The following is an 18,376-nucleotide window of genomic DNA, read 5'->3' on the forward strand; positions in this document are numbered from 1 at the left end:
ACCGCCTTACTGGTAGGTCATGGTAAAGGTGGCATTGGCATCGGCTTTACCTGGCACAATCTGCGCGCCGGTCTGGATATAACGCGCCTTCAGCGGAATATTATACGCCCCGTCCGCGCTGGTGGTGGCAATCGTCATGCGGCTGCCGAGCGCGACTGGAGCACTGTTGTACAGCAGCTGTACGCCGACGCCGCTGGCGGCATCGCTGCCGGGATTATCCAGCTTCAGTACGCCGTTAGCGGCGTTTTCCGCGCCGGAGCTGCCCGGGCTGATAGTCATTTTGACATTGGTGGCGGCATCGCAGTTCAGGCCGATATTAAAGTCCGCATCGCCGCTGGTGCTGCCTACGCCGCTGAAGTCGGTATTTTTGGTTCTGCCCATCGTGACGGTAATATTTGGGTTGGTCACCGAGCACGCCACCGTCTGTACTGCTCCGCCGCCGATAGAAAAATGATAAATATTTGTCTCGCCGACCACGCTGGCCTGCGTCAGTGACCCGGTGGTCAACATACCGGAGCCGGTAACCGAGGCGATTTTTACCAGTTCGAAGCGCACGCTGCCCCAGGTTCCGCCACACAGCCGCCAATAGTTGGTACCGGACACGCAGGCAACGCCGTTAAGCTGGCGCGGGAGTGCACCCGTGCCGTAGCGGCCGCTGGTTGAGCCCGCTCCGGGGGTAACGACACGCCATGCCAGCCCTGTAACGCCTGAGGCATAAAGCGTCTGGCCGCCGTAGCTTACCGGGGTAAGGGCACCGCCCGTACCCCACTGCGAACTGAATCCGCCGACGGTACATTCGATAAAGTTGCCGCGCGAGTTGAGTTCGTTGCGCGTATTGCTGTACACGATGCTCCCCACGGGGGCATCTCGCTGTACCACAATCGTTGGCAGGTTCATGGTGAAACCATCGGCAGCAGTATAGCGTGCATCAGTGATGCTACAGGACGCCATTGCTCCGTTGGAGGCAGCCAGTAAAGCAGCACAGCAAAGGAAGTGAGGCGTTAACACTTTTTTGAGCAAATTTTTCATATCAATACCTTAACGATGAGGCGATCAGCGGCACTGGCCGTTGAGCGTTTGAATTCCGGTAACATTTTTCTCGCTGTTCAGGCGATAGGTGACGCGGCACTGGCGGTCAGCGTTTTTGCCCCACTGCACCAGCAGCGTTCCCTGGTTCTGCATCCCGGCCAGATAGACCTGGCCGCCGTCACCGACAATGCTGCTGCCCGCGTCACGATCGGCGTCATTCACTACCGTGGCACCGAACGGCACGGCTTTGCCATCAGCGCGGGTGAGGGTCATCAGCACACGCTGTCCGACCTGCGCCCGGTAATCTGTCCTGACCATCGCGCCGCGCGTCGGCACAGCGTTACGGGTGGTCTGCTGCAGGTCGACATCGTCCCGCAGGGTTTCAGTGTTTAGCGTGATGTCGTTGTTACGGAACGGCATCAGGTTAGGCACCAGCGCGTAGCCTCGATAATCGGTTTTGACTCCGGTCTGGTTGTTAACGCTGACGCCGCTGGCTCCCGGGACTTTCACCAGGCCAAAGGTTTCCCCCATGGTTTGCCCGGCGGTAATGCCGTCGGCATGCGCCACAATCGCGCCCTGCACGCCGTAGTTCATGGTGCGCTGACCGCTGGCATAGCTGTAGCCGCCGTTGACCTCACCGTAGGTGCCGCGATAGTTCATACCGGCGTAGCCGGAGCTGCCCTGGCCGTTGGCGGCATAGCCCTGCGACAGATTCCAGTTCAGGTTGTTATCTTCCAGCACCGTGCCGTTCAGGCCGACGGTATTCACCGTGCCGCGTGATTTGCTGCTGCTAACGTTGTAGTTGGCATAGGTATTACCCATCCAGCGATTCAGCGGGATGCTCAGATTCAAAGAGACCACGCGATCGCGATCGTAGGTTTTACTCAGGCCGCTGTCGGTGGTACCTGCGGACGTGGTGTTACGGTTCATCGCGTAGTTCAGGCCGTAGCTGATGCCGTTCCAGCTGTTGTTGTAGCCCAGGTTCCATGATGAGGTCTTGCGGCTGTTGTTCCAGTAGCTTTCAGAGACTGCGCCAACCGACAGGTAGCCGCGTTCGTCGCCCAGGTCCTGGCTGAGCGTTATCTCGGCACGATTACGCTTTCTATTGCTCAGCAGGGTGTTGGGATTATCGCTGTAGCTGTCCAGCACGTCCGCCAGGGTATAGAAGCCCTCTGTCGAATAGCGGTAACCGGCGATCGCCACGTTGGTGCCGGTTTCCGCCAGACTTTTGCTGTAGCGCAGTCGCCACGATTGCCCCTGGCGGCTCTCCCCCTCTTTAGGTTCCCCCCTGGAGTGAGTGAGATCGGCGGAAATTGCCCCAATTTCTCCGAGATTCTGCCCAACTCCGGCCGCCAGCGAGCGGTAGTGCTGGGCCGCCTGGACTCCACCGTACAGCGTCATGCCCTTACCCAGGCCATAGATCGCCGTGCTCTGTGCAAATGCGGCGTTATCGACGCTGCGGTCATACGCGCGGTACTGTCCTCCGGTGACGCTGAAGCGCAGCCGGCCTTCACGTTGCAGGACCGGCAGTGAAGCATATGGCACCACCATATTTTGTTCGCTACCGTCGGCTTCTTTTACCGTAACGTACAGATCGCCGCTGCCGCCGGTCGGGAACATATCGGTGATTTCGAACGGACCAGCGGGCACGGTGGTCTGATAAATCAGGTAGCCGTTCTGACGGATCAGCACCTGAGCGCTATTGCCGCGCGCAATGCCGCGCACTACCGGAGCATAGCCGCGCAGGCTCTCCGGCAGCATTTCATCGTCGGAAGCCAGTTGCGCTCCAGTGAACGGCACGCTATCAAACACGTCCGAAGGGGCCTGGCTTTCACCCAGCGTGAGCTGACTTTTCAGTGGCACGATGCTGCGCTGCGCGTAGCTGTAGACGGTATCCCAGCGGTCCTCGCCACTGCTGTTGCGTGACCAGGTTGAGTAGTGGCGTACGCGCCATGGTCCGACATTTATTCCCGGGCGCAGGTTGAGATACTGGCTGTTACCGCTGCTGCTCTGCTGATTTTCCAGCTCGCTGGTGCCGCTAAAGCTGTAGTTTAACAGCGCCGCGTTAATGCCCTCATCCCACTGGGAAGGGGGGACGTAGCCGCGGATGCGGGGGGTGACGGCTATCTGAGGCACCGACAGATTCAGGCGGTGTGCGCTGAAGACAAATTCTGCCGTCGCTTCCGCAATGGCGGCAAGGTCCACACAGCGCTCACCGGGCTTTTGCAGGTCGGGGAACTGATCCACTTTCACGCCGTACAGACGCAGTTCGTCCACGCTCAGGCAGGGCTGCAGCCCTCTGCTCTCCGTCTGAAAAAACACCACATCTCTGCTGTCGACCCTCTCATCGTTCAGCCAGATTTCGACGGGATAGCGGCCCGGTAGCTGCCCGCCGTTTTCGAATGCCGAGAGATCGGTTGCGGCAGTGCTTTCCCCCGGCTGCTCAAGCAGCGCAGGGTTGAAGTAGTCTTTGGCCTGTACCGACAGCGTCGGCAGCAGCAGGGCAATTGCCACCGCCAGATATGAGGGTTTCAGGTTGCCGCGGTATTTTTCAGTATGAGCAAGGGAGCGCATTGTTTTTTCCAGCCGAATCTTAGAAGGATGACTTGTGAGCAGCGCCGATCGCGCCGTAGTCGCTAATCACTTTCCACTCCACCTGACTGCTGCTAACGGCAGCTGGTAGCGTAAAGCTGGCGGAGCTGCGTGGCGCAACATAGGTCACGTTGGCGAGCGCTTTGCCGCCCACGCTGATGGCATTGAAGTTGACGTAGTAAGGGGTCGGATTATTGACGTTCAGCTTGTTGCCCTGGCGCGACCATTGCAGCTGCGCGCTGGCCTGGTCAGGCGTGCTCTCTTTCAGCGAAGCAGGGCGATAGATCAGCTTGATGCGTGTATTGACGGCGAGCTGCAATGTATTTTCCGCACGGTCTGGATTGGCCGTTGGGATCGATTTAATGTTCAGCCAGTAGAGCGTTTCGCGATCCTGAGCTAAACCCGATGCGGCCTGCATCACGCGCAGCGTGTTCTTCTGTTTAGCGTCAAGGCGAAACAGCGGCGGGGTGACAATAAAACTGCTTTTGTCACTCTGGCCCGCTTCGTTTTCCACCCACGACTGGATCAGATAAGGAGAGGCATCAGGATTTTCCAGGCTGATGGATGACTCTTTTTTTGCGCCGTCATAGACGAGACGCGTGCCGCCGATGATCACACCGGCATGGGCAATTCCGCTTCCTGCGAGTAAACCTGCTAACAGCAGAGAACAAAGTTTTGATTTCACAATCGTGACTCCTGAGGAAGTGAAAGCCGGCGTTAAGCCGGCTTTGCAGAAGGCTGCAGTACGCAGGGCACTGCCCGATAATCAGTTGTAGATAACGCTGAAGGTGGCAACGGCATTTGCCGGACCCGCAGTTACCGGAACGGATTTAGCGACATAGGCCGCGTCGAATTTCAGGGTATTCGTTGTGCCCTGAGTCAGTGCTGTAGGCGTCGAACCGTAATAAAGTGGCAGCACCAGACCGGTAGCGGTACGGATCTGGATACCGACACCGGTTGCAGCACCCGGTACAGGCGACAGTGCCAGGGTGCTGCTATCGCCCTGATACGAGTTACCGTCGAATTTAACGCTGGCAGTGGTCACGCTGGCCGGGCAGGCGGTCAGATCAATCTGGAAAGACGTGGCGGCTGCGCGCTGGTTAACGGTAGCCAGCGCAGAGCTGCTCACCTGGCCCAGGGTTACCGTCTGGTTGGCGCTGGCTGGCGACACGGTGCAAGCAGCATCAATGATTTCACCGTTGAACTGGATAGTGCCATCAGCTGCATTTGCAGTTGAAACTGCCGCGCCGCAAAAAACAGAAAATAACGCCAGAGCGTGAAGTTGCTTTTTCATGATTTAAATTCCTGTGGTCTGTTTTCAATAAGGGTTTTTATTTCATTGTTAATGGCCAGGCGATGTCTGGATTGTTGTAATGAAATAAATATCAAAAGCGTTCACTCACGTCATTTATTCATCTATGATGTATTTGAATGAGCCTGTTGAGTTATTCTTTTGCTGGGGATTACTATACCCTCGTGGATTTGATAAACATTAGGGCGATGCGGCAAGCGCTGTCATCATATTCAGCGCGTAATGTCATCCATGGACTACATTGAAAGGGGGGGAGTCAGGGTAATCGCTGTTGCAGATGTGGGTTTGATAATGCCATTTGAGATTTAATTGTTTTTTATCAGTTATTTATGAGTGAGCATTTGTTTGATTTTTGTAGGGTATAATCAGCATGTGACAATCAGGAAAAAAGAAAATCTTTGTCATCCTTCATGTTTTCTCGCACTGATTAAAAAGGTTTTAATATTCTGATTTAAGTTTTTGTTTTTTGGTTTAAATAAAAAAATATCAATTTTGTGTTGATTATTTTGCCGTGCCTGTGCCAACCTTTATAGCGAGAAAACATTTAAAGGTACACCTATGGCAAACGTAATTATAATCGACGACCATCCAATGGCGCGTCTGGCTATCCGTATGTTATTGGAAAAAGACGGGCATACGATTCTTGCTGAATCGGGTAATGGACTGGAAGCGTTCAAGCTGGCGCAGAAAATGCAGCCGGATATTATCGTTGTAGATTTGGATATTCCCGGACTTAGCGGAATTGAGCTAATTGAAAAACTCAATGCCTCAGAGTTTAAAGGCCGCATGCTGGTGCTGACCGGACGCGATGATGAGCACTATCTCAACCGCTGTATCAACATCGGTGCGGATGGCTTTATCGGCAAAGGCAATAACCTTGATGAACTGCGCGATGCGGTACGCACCGTGGTGCGCGGCTATGGCTATTTTCCGCTGCGGCGCCAGCCCGGCGTCTCGCGCAAGGCCCCGCCGAAAGAGCTGGAAGTGGTAACCCAGCTCTCCAGCCGTGAGCTTCAGGTATTGCGCTATCTGAGTCGCGGCATCCGGGTGATTGAGATCTCGGAGAAAATGCACATCAGCAATAAAACGGTCAGCACCTATAAATCCCGGCTGCTGACCAAGCTTCAGTTAAACAACACGCTGGAGCTGATCGATTTCGCCCGTCGGCATAACCTGGATTAATACGGTGAAAAATTTCATCCTCTCCCTGTTCCTTATGTTCAGCATGGCAGCGACCGCTGCCATTCCCACCCGGCCTGAACCGCTCAATCTTCTCAGCCAGGAGGTCTATAACCCGAAAGTGTTTACCCTGGATGATAGCGACTGGCGCTGGCTGGGTAACAAGCGCGAGCTGACCGTGGCCGTCTGGCAGCCGGAGATCCCGCCGCTGGCTATTTTTAGCGGAGAAGGGCATTTCGAAGGCATGATCGCCGACTATATCTTCCTTGTTTCCCAGTATCTTGGGATAAAACTGCAGATGCAAAGGTTCCCTAACCGTGAAGCGGCAATGGAAGCCCTGTTACAGCAGCAGGTGGATATGGTGGCCGATCCTTCCGGCAAGGATATTCCGCTGCATAGCGATCTGACCCCTTCAAAAAACTTTATCAGCGACCATCCGGTGCTGGTTCACCGCAAGAAAGGCAGCGGAATACCCTTTCAGTATCGTCAGGGCATGCGGCTGGCGATCGCCCGCTGGTACGTGGATGACAGCTGGATTGAGGAGAACTTTCCCGGCGTACGCATTATGCATTTTAATACGGACGATCAGGCGCTGGCGTCGGTGGCCTTTGACGAAAACGACTTCTACATCGGCAACCTGGTCACTACCTCATATCTGCTGGAACGCAACTACTCTCACTATCTGACGTTACAGCAGGTCTATCCTGCGCGCGACACCGGCAGCCATTTTGTGCTGCGTAAAGAGGATGAGGTCCTGACCCGCATTGTCAACCGCGTGCTGGATTCTATCCCGCGAACGCAGCAGCAGGTGATCCTGCAACAGTGGAGCGAGCGCGCCAACCAGTGGCGCGTGAATAAGCCGGTTGAATTCAGCGAGACGGAAAAAAAATGGCTGGCGAAGCACTCGAGCGTGGCGGTATCTGTCAATGCCTTCTATGCACCGTTTACCATGATGGACGCCAGCAGCAACTTTTATGGCGTCACCGCGGATATCCTGCGGATGATCCATCTGCGTACCGGCATCCATTTTCGCCCGGTCGCGGCCGATTCGGTGAAAGAGATGGAGCAGCAGGTGGCAACGAAAAAGGCGCTGTTTATCGGAGCCCTCAGCCACAGTGACGACCGCAATGAGAATCTACTGTTCTCACGGCCCTATTTTAACTCGCCGTTTGTACTGATTGAGCGCAAAGAGAGCAGTTTTTCCACGCCGTTACCGCCAGGGACGCGCGTAGCGATAGTCAGCAAAAACAGCCTGATCTCAGAACTGGCACGGCTCAATCCGGGCATCCATCTTATTGAAACCGCGAATGCCAGCATTGCGCTGCAGATGGTGGATAACGGTGATGCGGATGTGGCGGTGCATACGCTGTTTGGCGCCAGCTATATGATTGAACGCTATTTCCGCGATCGGCTGAAAATAGGGGGGCAGGTCGGTAGCCAGGCGGCTGCTATTGCCTTTGCGATCGCCCGCGATCAGCCTGAGCTGCAAAGCATTCTCAACAAGTCGTTGGCAAATATCTCCCCGGCTGATATCAACAGCGTCATTGATAAGTGGCAGACGCGGCCGGATGTGCGGCTTGATACCTGGGAGCTTTATAAAACCCAGTTCTGGCTGGTATTCAGCGTGGCGGGCGTGATCATCCTCACCACCGTGCTGTGGATCTACTATCTGCGCCGTGAAGTTCGCGCCAGGCGCGTGGCTCAGCAGGATCTGCAATCGCAGCTGGAGCATAACGAAACGCTGACGCAGGCCCTGTCTGAAGCACGCGAGCGGGCCGAGCAGGCCAACCGCGCCAAAAGCACCTTCCTCGCCACCATGAGCCATGAGATCCGCACGCCGGTCAGCGCGATCATCGGGCTGCTGGAGCTGTCGGTAAAAACCAGCGAGACGCGGCCAGATGAGGAAGATCCGGTACGCGTTGCCTGGGAGTCGGCACGCACGTTGATGGGGTTAATCGGCGATATCCTGGATATGGCACGCATCGAGTCAGGCCGTCTGGAGCTGGCGCCGGAGTGGGTGCGATCTACCGATCTGCTGCCGCCGGTGGTGCGGGTATTTGAAGGGCTGGCGCGCCAGAAGAGCTTACGGCTGCGCTGTACGCTGCCGCCACAGCTGCCGTACCAGTTATTTATCGACCCGCTGCGCTTTCGTCAGGTGCTCTCTAACCTGGTCAGTAATGCGATTAAATTCACCGATCAGGGGAGCATTAATGTGGATATGGCATTGGAAAACGATGAGATCGCCGGCTCGGCTATGTTACGCATCAGCGTGACGGACACCGGCAAAGGCATCTCGCAGGAGGAGCAGCAGGATATCTTCGACCCGTGGGTGCAGGCGCACAACGGCTGCACCCAGATTGGCTCCGGCCTCGGCCTCGCTATCTGCGCGCAGCTGGTGCATATGATGAGCGGTGAAATTTCCATGAAAAGCCATCCCGGACAGGGAACGCAGGTCAGTTTTACCGTGCCAGTGGCCCTTAGCCATAAACGCCCGGAACATGGGCAGAGCACCGCAGGTGAAAGCCGGGTTCAGCATCAGGCACTGCGTATTCTGGCGGTTGATGACCATCCGGCTAACCGTATGCTGCTGCGGCGCCAGCTGGTGCACCTCGGGCATCGGGTGAAAGAGGCAAAAGACGGTGAAGAGGCCTGGGTTTGCTGGCAGCAGGAGGCGTTTGACGTAGTGATTACCGACTGCAGCATGCCTGGAATGGATGGGTTAGAGCTGACGCGCCTGATCCGTGAACATCAGAAAGCGGACGTGACCATCCTCGGGCTAACGGCGAATGCATGGCCGGAGGAGCGCGTCCGCTGCCTGGCCGCAGGGATGAACGACTGCATGTTTAAACCCTTACAGCTGCCGCAGCTGCAGTCTATCCTCGATATCGTGATGAAAAATATGCCGCAGGAGTCGACTGATGCCCGGGCTTTGCAGGAACTGGTCAACTACGACAAGCTACAGTCGCTCAGCGACTATGACGATGAGATTCTGCGTGAACTGATGAGCATTACCCTGCAAACCAACCAGCAGGATCTGGCGCAGGCGGCCGACCTATTCCAGCTGCAGGACTGGCCTGAGCTGGCGAAATCTATACACAGTATTTCCGGGGCCGCACAGATTTTTGGCGCAGAGGGGGTGAAAACTGTCTCCCGCAGCATGGAGTTAGCTTGCCGGGAAGTCCCCGCAGATGAAGTGAAAATCAGCCGCCTGTGGCAGTCGGTGATCGACGCGGTGACTGAGCTGAATAGCGCCATAGAGCGCTGGCTACACGAGAGGAAATAAACGTCAGGCAGTGTAACAGCAGGCGAGGGTTTGCCTGCTATTATCAAAGTATGTTTAGCTGAACTCAGGTATTGCCACGTGCTTTTGACCGCCGCGTTTCGCCGTCTGCTGGTCGGGGTCATTTTCTCCGCGCCGCTGCTGCTGGCAGCCGCCCCGGTTTCCCAGACGTTACTGCCGCGTGCGCGCGTTGATGTTCCGCAGCTCACGCTGCCAGCCAGCCAGCTTGCCTGGCTGCAACAGCATCGGCAGATACGCGTTGGCGTCTGGTTGCCGGCCCATCCACCTTACGTTGTTGACACCGATCCGCAAAGTTTTGAAGGCCTGATGGCCGACTATCTCTCACTGCTGCAGCGCGCCCTGCCGCTGTCGTTCAATATTATCCGCTACCCCGACCATCATTCGGCGCTGCAGGCGTTAAATGCCGGCGACATCGATCTGCTGCCCGCTACGCCACAGCTGGCGCAGCAGCCCGGGCTGACGCTGTCCGACGCCTGGGTGGCCGACCACGCGGTGCTGGTTCATCAGCCAATTATTGAGCTGAACGGTGCCGGAGGGCTGGCGGGCAAAACGCTGGTTTATGTCGGTGATGACAGCCTGCGTCGGTCACTGCAGCGGGCTTATCCGCAGGCCCGGCTGGTGGCCAGGGACGATTACTACTCGGCAATGGCCGCCGTCGCCAATGATGAAAACGTGGTGATGTGGAGCAATGACGTTACCGCCAGCGAAATCAATGCACGCATTTATGAGAATCGGCTGACCAGTGAAAAAAGTTCGCTGCTGGAGGATCAGAGCCTGATTTTTGTCGCTCGTCAGGAATTCGCACCGCTGATTACCGCCATCAATGAGGTGCGCAGTGCGGTACCTACCCGCACTTTTGCCCGCATGGCAGAGGCCTGGCGGTTGGCGACGCCGCTCAGTATCAACAGCGCCATCACCCTCAGCCCGGAACAGCGTGCCTGGGTGCAGCAGCATCCGGTAGTGCCGGTACTGATCACCAATACCCACGAACCGATGACCTTTATTAACGATAAGGGTGAAGAGAGTGGTTTTACTATCTCGCTGTTGAAGCGAATCGGCCAGCAAAGCGGCATAACATTTCGCTGGCAAAACTTCGATAATCTGGCTGCGATGCGCGCCCACCTGCGCCAACATCCTGAATCGCTGATCGCGCTGGCAGATGCTTCCGCTGGCGGTGGTGATGGCGTTATCTACTCGCGCCCTTATCTGATCTCAAGCTGGGTACTGGTCACGCGCAAAGAGAGTGCGGCGGTGCAGTCGCTGGCGGATATGAATGGCCGCACTGTGGCGGTGTATCCCGGTAGTTACTACCTGCCTGCCCTGCGCGCGCAGTTCCCGCAGGTAAAATTCGTTGAGGAAAACTTCTCGTTAGAAACGGTGTTTTCACTGTGGACCCGCAGCCTGGACGGGGCCGTGCTACCGCAAACGGCAGCGGGATTCTTCCTGAAAAGCTACCTTGCCGATCGCTTTAAAATGGCAATGATTCTGCCGATCCCGCCGTTGAAAATGGCGATGGCGACGACCGAACAGAACCGCACACTGCTCACGATTATCGACAGCGCGCTGATCGATATCTCGCCACAGGCGATGGATGCACAGCTCAGCGGATGGCAGCTGCGCTTTACTCTTGAGCGGCTCGACGTTTGGGGCCGTTATCAGAACATTATCGTCAGCTCGATTGCTGCGCTGATTGTCATCGGCCTGATGCTGGGCTTCTTTTTCTGGCGCAATCGGCTGCTGAAGAGCAACCTCGCCGTGCAGCAAAACCTGCGGCGCAGGCTGCAAATCGCTAAGTCCCGGGTCGACAAAATCAGCGAATCGAAAAGTATGTTTCTCTCGCAGATGAGCCACGAAATCCGCACGCCGATGAACGCGTTAATCGGCCTACTGGAGCTGGAGAATCAGGGGCGATCCAGCCCGCAGCAGCGTAAAAATAATATTGCCGTGGCCTACGAGTCGGCGCGTTCGCTGCTGATGCTGCTCGGCGACATTCTCGACATGGCGAAAATTGAGTCGGGCACATTTAAGGTGCGCAGCATCCCGCTCTCCCTGACGGAGACGCTTAACAGCATCAGCACGCTGTTTCGCTACAGCGCGGACGAGAAAGATATTACGCTGGTGACCCGTGTTGAGGTGCGGGATGACCGGATCCTTTTCGATCCGGTAATGCTGAAGCAGATCATCTCTAACCTGTTAAGTAACGCCATTAAATTCACCGCCGAGGGTGAGGTGGAAGTGGTTATTTATCAGGCGGCAAAAGCGCCAGATGAGCATGCGCACTTCGTGCTTGAGGTGTGTGATACTGGAGTGGGCTTGAGTGCGGAGCAACAGCAGGCGATATTCGAGCCGTTTGTGCAGGTGGAGAGCAGCCGCGCCGCGCACCACGGCACCGGGCTGGGGCTGAGTATCTGCCGCCAGTTAGCCGATCTGCTGGGCGGCACGCTGGAAGTGGAGAGCACCCCCGATGAAGGCACCACGTTTATTTTCCGTTTTTCCGCTCCGGTCTGGCAGGGGCCGCTGGTGGACAAGAGCGTATCGCTGCCGCAGGTGGCACCTGTGGCACGCAACATCCTGATTGTTGATGATCATCCGCCGAACCGGCTGCTGCTGAGTCAGCAGCTGGCGTTTGCCGGACATCGCAGCCTCGCGGTCGAAGATGGTCAGGCCGCCCTGCATGCCTGGCAGCAGGCGCAACCGTCGTTTGACCTGGTGATCACCGATTGTAATATGCCGGTCATGAACGGCTTTGAGCTGGTGCGGGCCCTGCGCCAGCTGGAAACTGAACGCGGCCTGGCGCCGCAGCCGATGTTTGGGCTGACCGCGATGGCGGAGCAGGAAGTGATGGCGCAGGCGAAGCAGGCGGGAATGACCGACTGTCTGTTCAAACCTGTTGAGCTCGGCAGCCTGCTCGCCCGCATCAACGGATTGCAGGCGAATGAGGAAGGGGGAGTTGACCCGAATATCGTCCTGACGCTGGATAAGCTGGCGCAGTCGCAGCCGGAGATCTTTAATCAACTCATCGGTTCGGTACTGGCGCAAAACCAGCGCGATGGTGAGCGTCTGACTAGCGCGCTGGCCCAGCAAAATATGCCGCAGTTAAAGCAGGTTGCACACAGTCTGCTGGGTGGCGCACGGACCATCAATGCGCTGGCGCTGGCCGATGCGTCGCGGCAGCTGGAACTGGCCGTCGATGCAGGGCAGTATCAGCGCCTGTCAGCGCTGGTGGCCGAGTGTAGGGTGCAGATTGATACGCTCAAGGATGAGCTGCAACGGGCGCTGGGCGAACGCAATGCATAGCGTCCGCACCCTGAAAAGGCTGCGCGACAAGTTTTCCACTGATTCCATTTAATTTCTGGGTGCTGATGATATGGCGAAGATTTTTATTGTAGATGATCATCCTGTTTCACAGCTGGCCGTGAAGGTGACGGCGACGGCGAACGGTCATGAGGTCGTTGGCGTGTGTGATAATGGCCGCGAAGCGCTACGCGCTTTGCAATCCAGTCAGGCGGAGCTGGTGGTTATCGATATCGATATCCCACCACCTAACGGATTGGAGGTGATCAAACGACTGCGGGCGGATGGGTTCACGGGCGGCATTCTGGTGCTTTCAACGCACGGTGAGCAGCACTTTATCGACCGCGCCCGCAGCGCCGGAGCAAATGGCTACATCAGTAAAGATAACGATCTCGACCAGCTGGTGGATGCGTTCAAAGCGATCTACAACGGCTATGATTTTTTCCCGAGAAGAGCACTCGAAGGAGCAGCCCCTGCCGATAAAGTTTCTGAAGAAGGCGCGCTCAGCATGTTATCTAACCGCGAGCTGGAAGTGCTCGGCTACCTGGCAAAAGGAGAGGCGCTGATCGACATCGCCGCAAAGCTGCACGTTAGCAACAAGTCAATCAGCACCTACAAACGGCGGATCATGACCAAGCTCGGCCTGGAAAAAACCGTCGATCTGCTCGATTTTGCGCGACGCAATAATGTGATTTGATCGCGGAGAAGCGTCTCAGGTTGTGATGTGAATCATCTGTCAGCTCACACTTCCGCAGCCTGCCACAGGTGAATGCCGTCGCGGCCGGTGCGTTTGACGCTGTACAGCGCCTGGTCTGCATGGCGCAGCCACTGGTGGATGGAGTCGGCGTTACTGGCCGGGGCAATGCCGATGCTGACGGAGAACTGGAATTCAGCAGAGGCGGGCAGGCGGATCTGGGCGATTTTCTCTTTCAGCGCCGCTGCCAGCATCACGATAGTGATATCGTCGGCATCGCGCACAATCACCCCTAACTCATCGCCACCGAAGCGTGCCGGAATATCGCGGGTGCCCACTTCGCTGCGCAGCAGGCGTGAGATCTCCGCCAGCAGATAATCCCCCGCTTCGTGGCCAAAACGGTCATTGACCTGCTTGAAATTATCCACGTCGATCAGCATCAGCCAGGCGCGGCCTTCGCCACGCTGGGTGCGCAGGTATTCGCTCTCCAGACGGCGGTCAAACAGGCGGCGGTTAGGGATCTTCAGGCTCGGGTCCATCAGCGAGATGCGCTCCAGCTCGCGGTTTTTACGCCGCAGGCTAAGCGTGAGCTGATACGACACCGCGCTGAGCACCAGCATATAACAGGTTGCCAGCGGCAGCGTCAGCCACACCGTGCGCGTGCTGAAGGTCGGCTGCAGTGGCAGGCCGAGCACCGCCCAGACGGGAATAAAAGTCAGCGTAAACGCCTGGATCGCCGGTTTCAGCTGCGGCCAGCCGCCGGCGGCATAGCGGTCAGAGGCCAGCACAGCGATGATAATCAGCGAAGGCATCGGGCTGATGGCCATTAGCGCCACCCATGCGCCACCAAACGCGGCATCAATGGTTAAGTTGCGGCGCTCGGTGTTGGTCGGGTCGGGTGAGGAGTGCGCCAGTAGCCAGGCGACCGACGGCCAGATAAAGGCATTAATAAACAGCAAAATAGTGAACCACGTGCTGCGATCCAGTTCCGAAAGCACCGACTGAAAGGGAAAAAAACACAAAAAGGTGCCCAGCTGACGCATGGCGAACATGCGACGAATAAAACGCGTTGAGCGCAGTTTTAACTGGCTGTCATCGGGTGAGTAGTAGTGCATGAATCAGCAATGTGGGCGGGTCGATAAAGCAGTGTATCGGAAATTATCAGAACGTATCGGACTTTTCTTAATATGTGAAAAAAAACCAGCCGCAGGGGCGCGGCTGGCCGATTTTAACGCAGATTAAAACGCGTAATTAGCCGAAACGGAGAAGTTACGCGGCGCGCCATACACCACATACGTGCCCATATAGTCGTAGTACTCTTTGTCGAACAGGTTGTTGACGTTGGCCTGTACGGAAACCTGTTTCGTCACCTGGTAGCGACCGAACAGATTGACCAGCGTCACCGGGCTTTGATCGATGTAGTCGCTGCCAGCCGGGCCACCGGCGACGTTATTAAAGGTCTTGTTCTGCCAGTTGACGCCGCCGCCCACGGTCAGGTCCTGCAGCATCGGCAGGCGATAGCTGGTGAACAGTTTGGCGGTAGTGCGCGGGATCTCCGGCATCACGGCGGTGCCATCGCGCTGCTCGGCAATATAGCGCGAGGCGCCGAAGGTCATCTGCCAGTTGTCGGTCAGGGCACCGTTAACTTCAAATTCCACGCCGCGGCTGACCGCATCGACAGCGTCGTAAGCGTATTCGGTGCTGCCCGGGATGTAGGTGTAGCTGTTGACGCCCAGGCCGTTCTGCTCGGTGCGGAACAGCGACAGCGTGGCGGTCAGACGGCTGTTGGCCCAGTCGCCTTTGATGCCGGTTTCATAGCTTTTTCCGCTGACCGGATCGAGGTACTTCGCTTCGCTGTTACGTGACGTCTGCGGCTGGAAGATGCTGGTATAGCTGGCGTAGACGGAGTAGGTGTCGTTGAGATCGTACGTCAGGCCCGCATACGGCGCGATTTTATCGCTGTCGTTGGTGCCGGAGGTGCCGTTGGCGCTCCAGTCGGTATAGCGAGCGCCGACCAGCAGTGACAGCGGGTCAGCCAGCGAGAAGCGTGCGGCGGTATACACCGATTTCTGGCGAATGGTGTCTTCCAGATAGGGGCTAAAGGCTGACCAGTCGGTCGCGCCGGTAGAGCCGTTCCAGCTGCTGTAATCACCAACATTGACGCCGGACAGGTCTGCAAAGCTGTTGAAGAAGGTGTTGTCCTGCTTGCTGTAGCTGCCGCCAATCATCAGCTCATGGCTGCGGCCCAGCAGCTCAAACGGACCGTTAGCGTAGAGGTCTACGCTGTCGGTGGTGCGGCGGCCTTTGTTCCAGCCGCTGTACAGGGCAATCCCCTGGCCGGTGGCTTTATCCGGGTAACCGTCCGGGTACATCAGGCGGGTGTCGAAGGTGGTTTTACTGTGGCTGCCGGTGGCCTGCGCCTGCCAGCCGCTATCAAACCTCTGCTTCAGCGTGGCAAAGATCTTATTTGACTGTTTATCGCTATAGGCCCAGTCCGCACCGGAATTAAAGCTGCGGTCGAAGCGAGTGCGCTCGCCGTTGCTGTAGAAGGTCGGAATACCGCCCCAGCTTGGGTCTTCGCTGCTGGTGTCCTGGTAATCCCAGCCCAGCGACAGGGTGGTGGCGTCGCTCAGGTCGGCGTCGATCAGCGTGGAGAGGAATTTCTTACGGGCATGGTAGCGATCCAGCCAGGTGTCATTTTCCTGATAGCCGCCGATGACGCGGCCGCGCACGCTGCCGGACTCGTTCAACGGCACGGTGACATCGCCAACATAGCGCTGCTTGTCCCAGCTGCCGGTTTCTGCAGACAGGCTGCCGCTGACCACTTTGCTGTCGGCGTGCTTGCGCACCATGTTAACCGAGGCGGAAGGGTTGCCGGAGCCGAGCGACAGGGCGTTAGCGCCGCGCACGATCTCAATACGGTCGTAAATGGCGGTGTCGGATTGGGCGTCGCCGAGGTCCCACACATCCTGCACCACGGTCGGAACGCCGTCGAACAGATAGTTGTTGATCAGAAAGCCGCGTGAATAGTAGTTCGCGCGGTCGGAGTCGATATTCGAGGCGGACACGCCGGTGGTATTATTCAGCACTTCGCCGATGCTGTGCAGGGCCTGGTCCTGAATTCGCTGTTTGCTGATGATGCTGACCGACTGCGGGATATCGCGCAGCGCCAGCGTCATTTTGGTGCCGGCGGTCGTTACCGGCACGCTGTAGTCCGCTGCGGCCTGTGCTGCCGGGCTGCTGGCGGTGTTAGCTTCCACGGTCAGCGTTTCACTCTGCGCGGTTTCCGCTGCCAGTGCCGGATGCAGTGCAGAAATCACCAGTAACGCGGCGACGGAGGGGGTGAAAATGCGCTGAGCGGATAATGACGTAGCGGGTGTTTTATTCGTGAATTCAGGACGAGAAAACAGCACGGTAATTCCTCGGATAACTCGATAGTTTTAATTAATTTCCTGCACCGGACATGAAAAATTTACCGAATATCCCTGAGCGGTAGAGTCTCTGAACTGAATCCCTGATGACGCGGTGAGGTCCACTGGCGTGCAATCCAGACCACTGCTGGCCTGTAATGTTAAAGCAAATGAGAACTATATGTATTTAGCATTGCGATGTAAATAAATATTACAGGGGGACGGGAATGCTATCGGGGGGAGGGAGTTAGGGGGATAAAACGGGCCGACCGAAAAAAAGGCCGGCCCTGACGGTGAAACCGATTAAAAATCGGCTTTCAACACCACGCGGAAATTGGCTTTCCCGGCGCGGACGTGGTCCAGCGCATCGTTGATTTTCGACATCGGGAAGAACTCCACGTGCGGCGCGATATCGCGGCGTGCCGCCAGCTTCAGCAGCGAACGCAGCTGGCCCGGGGAGCCGGTGGAAGAACCGGTCACGGCTTTGTCGCCCATGATCAGGTCAAACGCGCCTACTTCGATCGGCTTCATCACGGCACCGACGGTGTGGAACTTGCCTTTTGGCGCCAGCGCGGTGAAGTACGGCTTCCAGTCGAGGTCGACGGCAACGGTGCTGAGGATCAGGTCGAAACGGCCTGCCTGAGACTTCAGCGCTTCCGGATCGCGGCTGTTGACCACTTCGTCGGCGCCCATATCGAGAATCGACTGCTTTTTGTTCGGTGTGGAGCTGAACGCCACCACTTCGGCACCCATGGCGCGCAGGATCTTAATCGCGATGTGGCCCAGGCCACCAATGCCAATAACACCGACGCGGCTGGTAGCAGTGATGTTGCTCATCAGCAGCGGTTTAAATACGGTGATGCCACCGCACAGCAGCGGACCGGCGCTGGCCGCATCCAGGCTTTCCGGTAATGGGATCACCCACTGCCAGTCGGCACGTAGCTTCTCGGCAAAACCGCCGTGGTTGAGGATAGTTGGCGTGCTGCCGTTCTGGCAGTTGACCTGCTCGCCGTTGATGCAGGCATCGCAGTGCTGGCAGCTTTTTGCCGTCCAGCCAATGCCGACGCGCTGGCCAACCTTCAGGCCTTTGTCTTGTGCCGCTTCACCAAGCGCGGAAACGCGGCCGATCACTTCGTGGCCGGCAATGGTTGGGTACTGGGAAATACCCCATTCGTTGTCGATCATCGACAGGTCAGAATGGCAGACGCCGCAGTATTCCACTTCGACTTCAACTTCCTCTGCGCTCAGCGCAGCCGCGTCGTACTCATACAGTTCCAGAGCCTGGCCTGCTTTCATTGCCGCGTAGCTTTTGATTTTCACGTTATTACCTCAGATTCAGTTTTCCATCAGGGGAGAAGTGTAGCTGCTCGGGCGGTAAAAGTGAGCGTTTCGCCGCACGTAAGGTTTATCTGAAGGGCTGACTGCGGGGAAAGTGGGCAAATGCAGGATAAAAAAACGGGCGAGGCATGCCTCACCCCTACCACTTCGCACGGTCGTGGTAGGGGCCGGGCATACCTCACCCCTACCCATTTGCACGATCGTGGTAGGGGCCGGGCATGCCCGGC

At 57.0% G+C, this 18,376-nt stretch carries 11 protein-coding genes; 4 read left to right on the forward strand and 7 right to left on the reverse strand.

Annotated features, from left to right (window positions below):
* Positions 1–6: 6 nt before the first annotated feature.
* The 4 genes from QLG07_RS06555 to QLG07_RS06570 all read right to left on the reverse strand — a co-directional run bounded on the left by QLG07_RS06555 (position 7) and on the right by QLG07_RS06570 (position 4,915).
* On the reverse strand, positions 7–1,029 hold the full coding sequence (locus QLG07_RS06555; RefSeq protein ID WP_282468816.1) for a fimbrial protein: 1,023 nt from the start codon (positions 1,027–1,029) through the stop codon (positions 7–9).
* 24 nt (positions 1,030–1,053) lie between these two features.
* Positions 1,054–3,603 (reverse strand): fimbria/pilus outer membrane usher protein, encoded by a 2,550-nt coding sequence (locus tag QLG07_RS06560; protein ID WP_282468817.1) that lies wholly within the window; start codon positions 3,601–3,603, stop codon positions 1,054–1,056.
* A 19-nt stretch (positions 3,604–3,622) separates the two neighbouring features.
* Positions 3,623–4,306 carry a molecular chaperone gene (locus tag QLG07_RS06565; protein WP_282468818.1) on the reverse strand — a complete coding sequence of 228 codons (684 nt, stop codon included), beginning with the start codon at positions 4,304–4,306 and terminating at the stop codon, positions 3,623–3,625.
* A gap of 81 nt (positions 4,307–4,387) precedes the next feature.
* On the reverse strand, positions 4,388–4,915 hold the full coding sequence (locus QLG07_RS06570) for a fimbrial protein (RefSeq protein WP_282468819.1): 528 nt from the start codon (positions 4,913–4,915) through the stop codon (positions 4,388–4,390).
* Positions 4,916–5,491: 576 nt separating this feature from the next.
* On the opposite strand from QLG07_RS06570, the gene QLG07_RS06575 reads away from it, so the two are divergent.
* The 4 genes from QLG07_RS06575 to QLG07_RS06590 all read left to right on the forward strand — a co-directional run bounded on the left by QLG07_RS06575 (position 5,492) and on the right by QLG07_RS06590 (position 13,404).
* Positions 5,492–6,115, forward strand: coding sequence for a response regulator (locus QLG07_RS06575; RefSeq protein WP_191150234.1), 624 nt, complete (start codon positions 5,492–5,494; stop codon positions 6,113–6,115).
* A gap of 4 nt (positions 6,116–6,119) precedes the next feature.
* Complete coding sequence (locus tag QLG07_RS06580; protein ID WP_282468820.1) at positions 6,120–9,395, forward strand: transporter substrate-binding domain-containing protein; 3,276 nt, start codon at positions 6,120–6,122, stop codon at positions 9,393–9,395.
* Between the two features lie 78 nt (positions 9,396–9,473).
* Positions 9,474–12,710 carry an ATP-binding protein gene (locus QLG07_RS06585; protein ID WP_282468821.1) on the forward strand — a complete coding sequence of 1,079 codons (3,237 nt, stop codon included), beginning with the start codon at positions 9,474–9,476 and terminating at the stop codon, positions 12,708–12,710.
* A 70-nt stretch (positions 12,711–12,780) separates the two neighbouring features.
* Positions 12,781–13,404, forward strand: a complete 624-nt coding sequence (locus QLG07_RS06590; RefSeq protein ID WP_282468822.1) for a response regulator transcription factor — start codon at positions 12,781–12,783, stop codon at positions 13,402–13,404.
* A gap of 44 nt (positions 13,405–13,448) precedes the next feature.
* On the opposite strand, the gene QLG07_RS06595 is transcribed toward QLG07_RS06590, so the two are convergent.
* From QLG07_RS06595 to QLG07_RS06605, 3 genes are all read right to left on the reverse strand, one after another.
* Positions 13,449–14,516, reverse strand: a complete 1,068-nt coding sequence (locus tag QLG07_RS06595; RefSeq protein ID WP_282468823.1) for a diguanylate cyclase — start codon at positions 14,514–14,516, stop codon at positions 13,449–13,451.
* A gap of 123 nt (positions 14,517–14,639) precedes the next feature.
* Positions 14,640–16,814, reverse strand: coding sequence for a ferric-rhodotorulic acid/ferric-coprogen receptor FhuE (gene fhuE, locus QLG07_RS06600; protein ID WP_282468824.1), 2,175 nt, complete (start codon positions 16,812–16,814; stop codon positions 14,640–14,642).
* A 300-nt stretch (positions 16,815–17,114) separates the two neighbouring features.
* Positions 17,115–18,131 (reverse strand): NAD(P)-dependent alcohol dehydrogenase, encoded by a 1,017-nt coding sequence (locus QLG07_RS06605; protein WP_048917769.1) that lies wholly within the window; start codon positions 18,129–18,131, stop codon positions 17,115–17,117.
* Positions 18,132–18,376: the final 245 nt, after the last annotated feature.

This window comes from Erwinia sp. V90_4 (assembly GCF_029967685.1).
GTDB classification, from domain to species: Bacteria; Pseudomonadota; Gammaproteobacteria; order Enterobacterales; family Enterobacteriaceae; genus Erwinia; species Erwinia aphidicola.

Coding starts and splice junctions, on each gene's coding strand:
- QLG07_RS06570 (WP_282468819.1), bottom strand. CDS start 4,915: ATGAAAAAGCAACTTCACGCTCTGGCGTTATTTTCTGTTTTTTGCGGC.
- QLG07_RS06595 (WP_282468823.1), bottom strand. CDS start 14,516: ATGCACTACTACTCACCCGATGACAGCCAGTTAAAACTGCGCTCAACG.
- QLG07_RS06560 (WP_282468817.1), bottom strand. CDS start 3,603: ATGCGCTCCCTTGCTCATACTGAAAAATACCGCGGCAACCTGAAACCC.
- QLG07_RS06575 (WP_191150234.1), top strand. CDS start 5,492: ATGGCAAACGTAATTATAATCGACGACCATCCAATGGCGCGTCTGGCT.
- QLG07_RS06590 (WP_282468822.1), top strand. CDS start 12,781: ATGGCGAAGATTTTTATTGTAGATGATCATCCTGTTTCACAGCTGGCC.
- QLG07_RS06555 (WP_282468816.1), bottom strand. CDS start 1,029: ATGAAAAATTTGCTCAAAAAAGTGTTAACGCCTCACTTCCTTTGCTGT.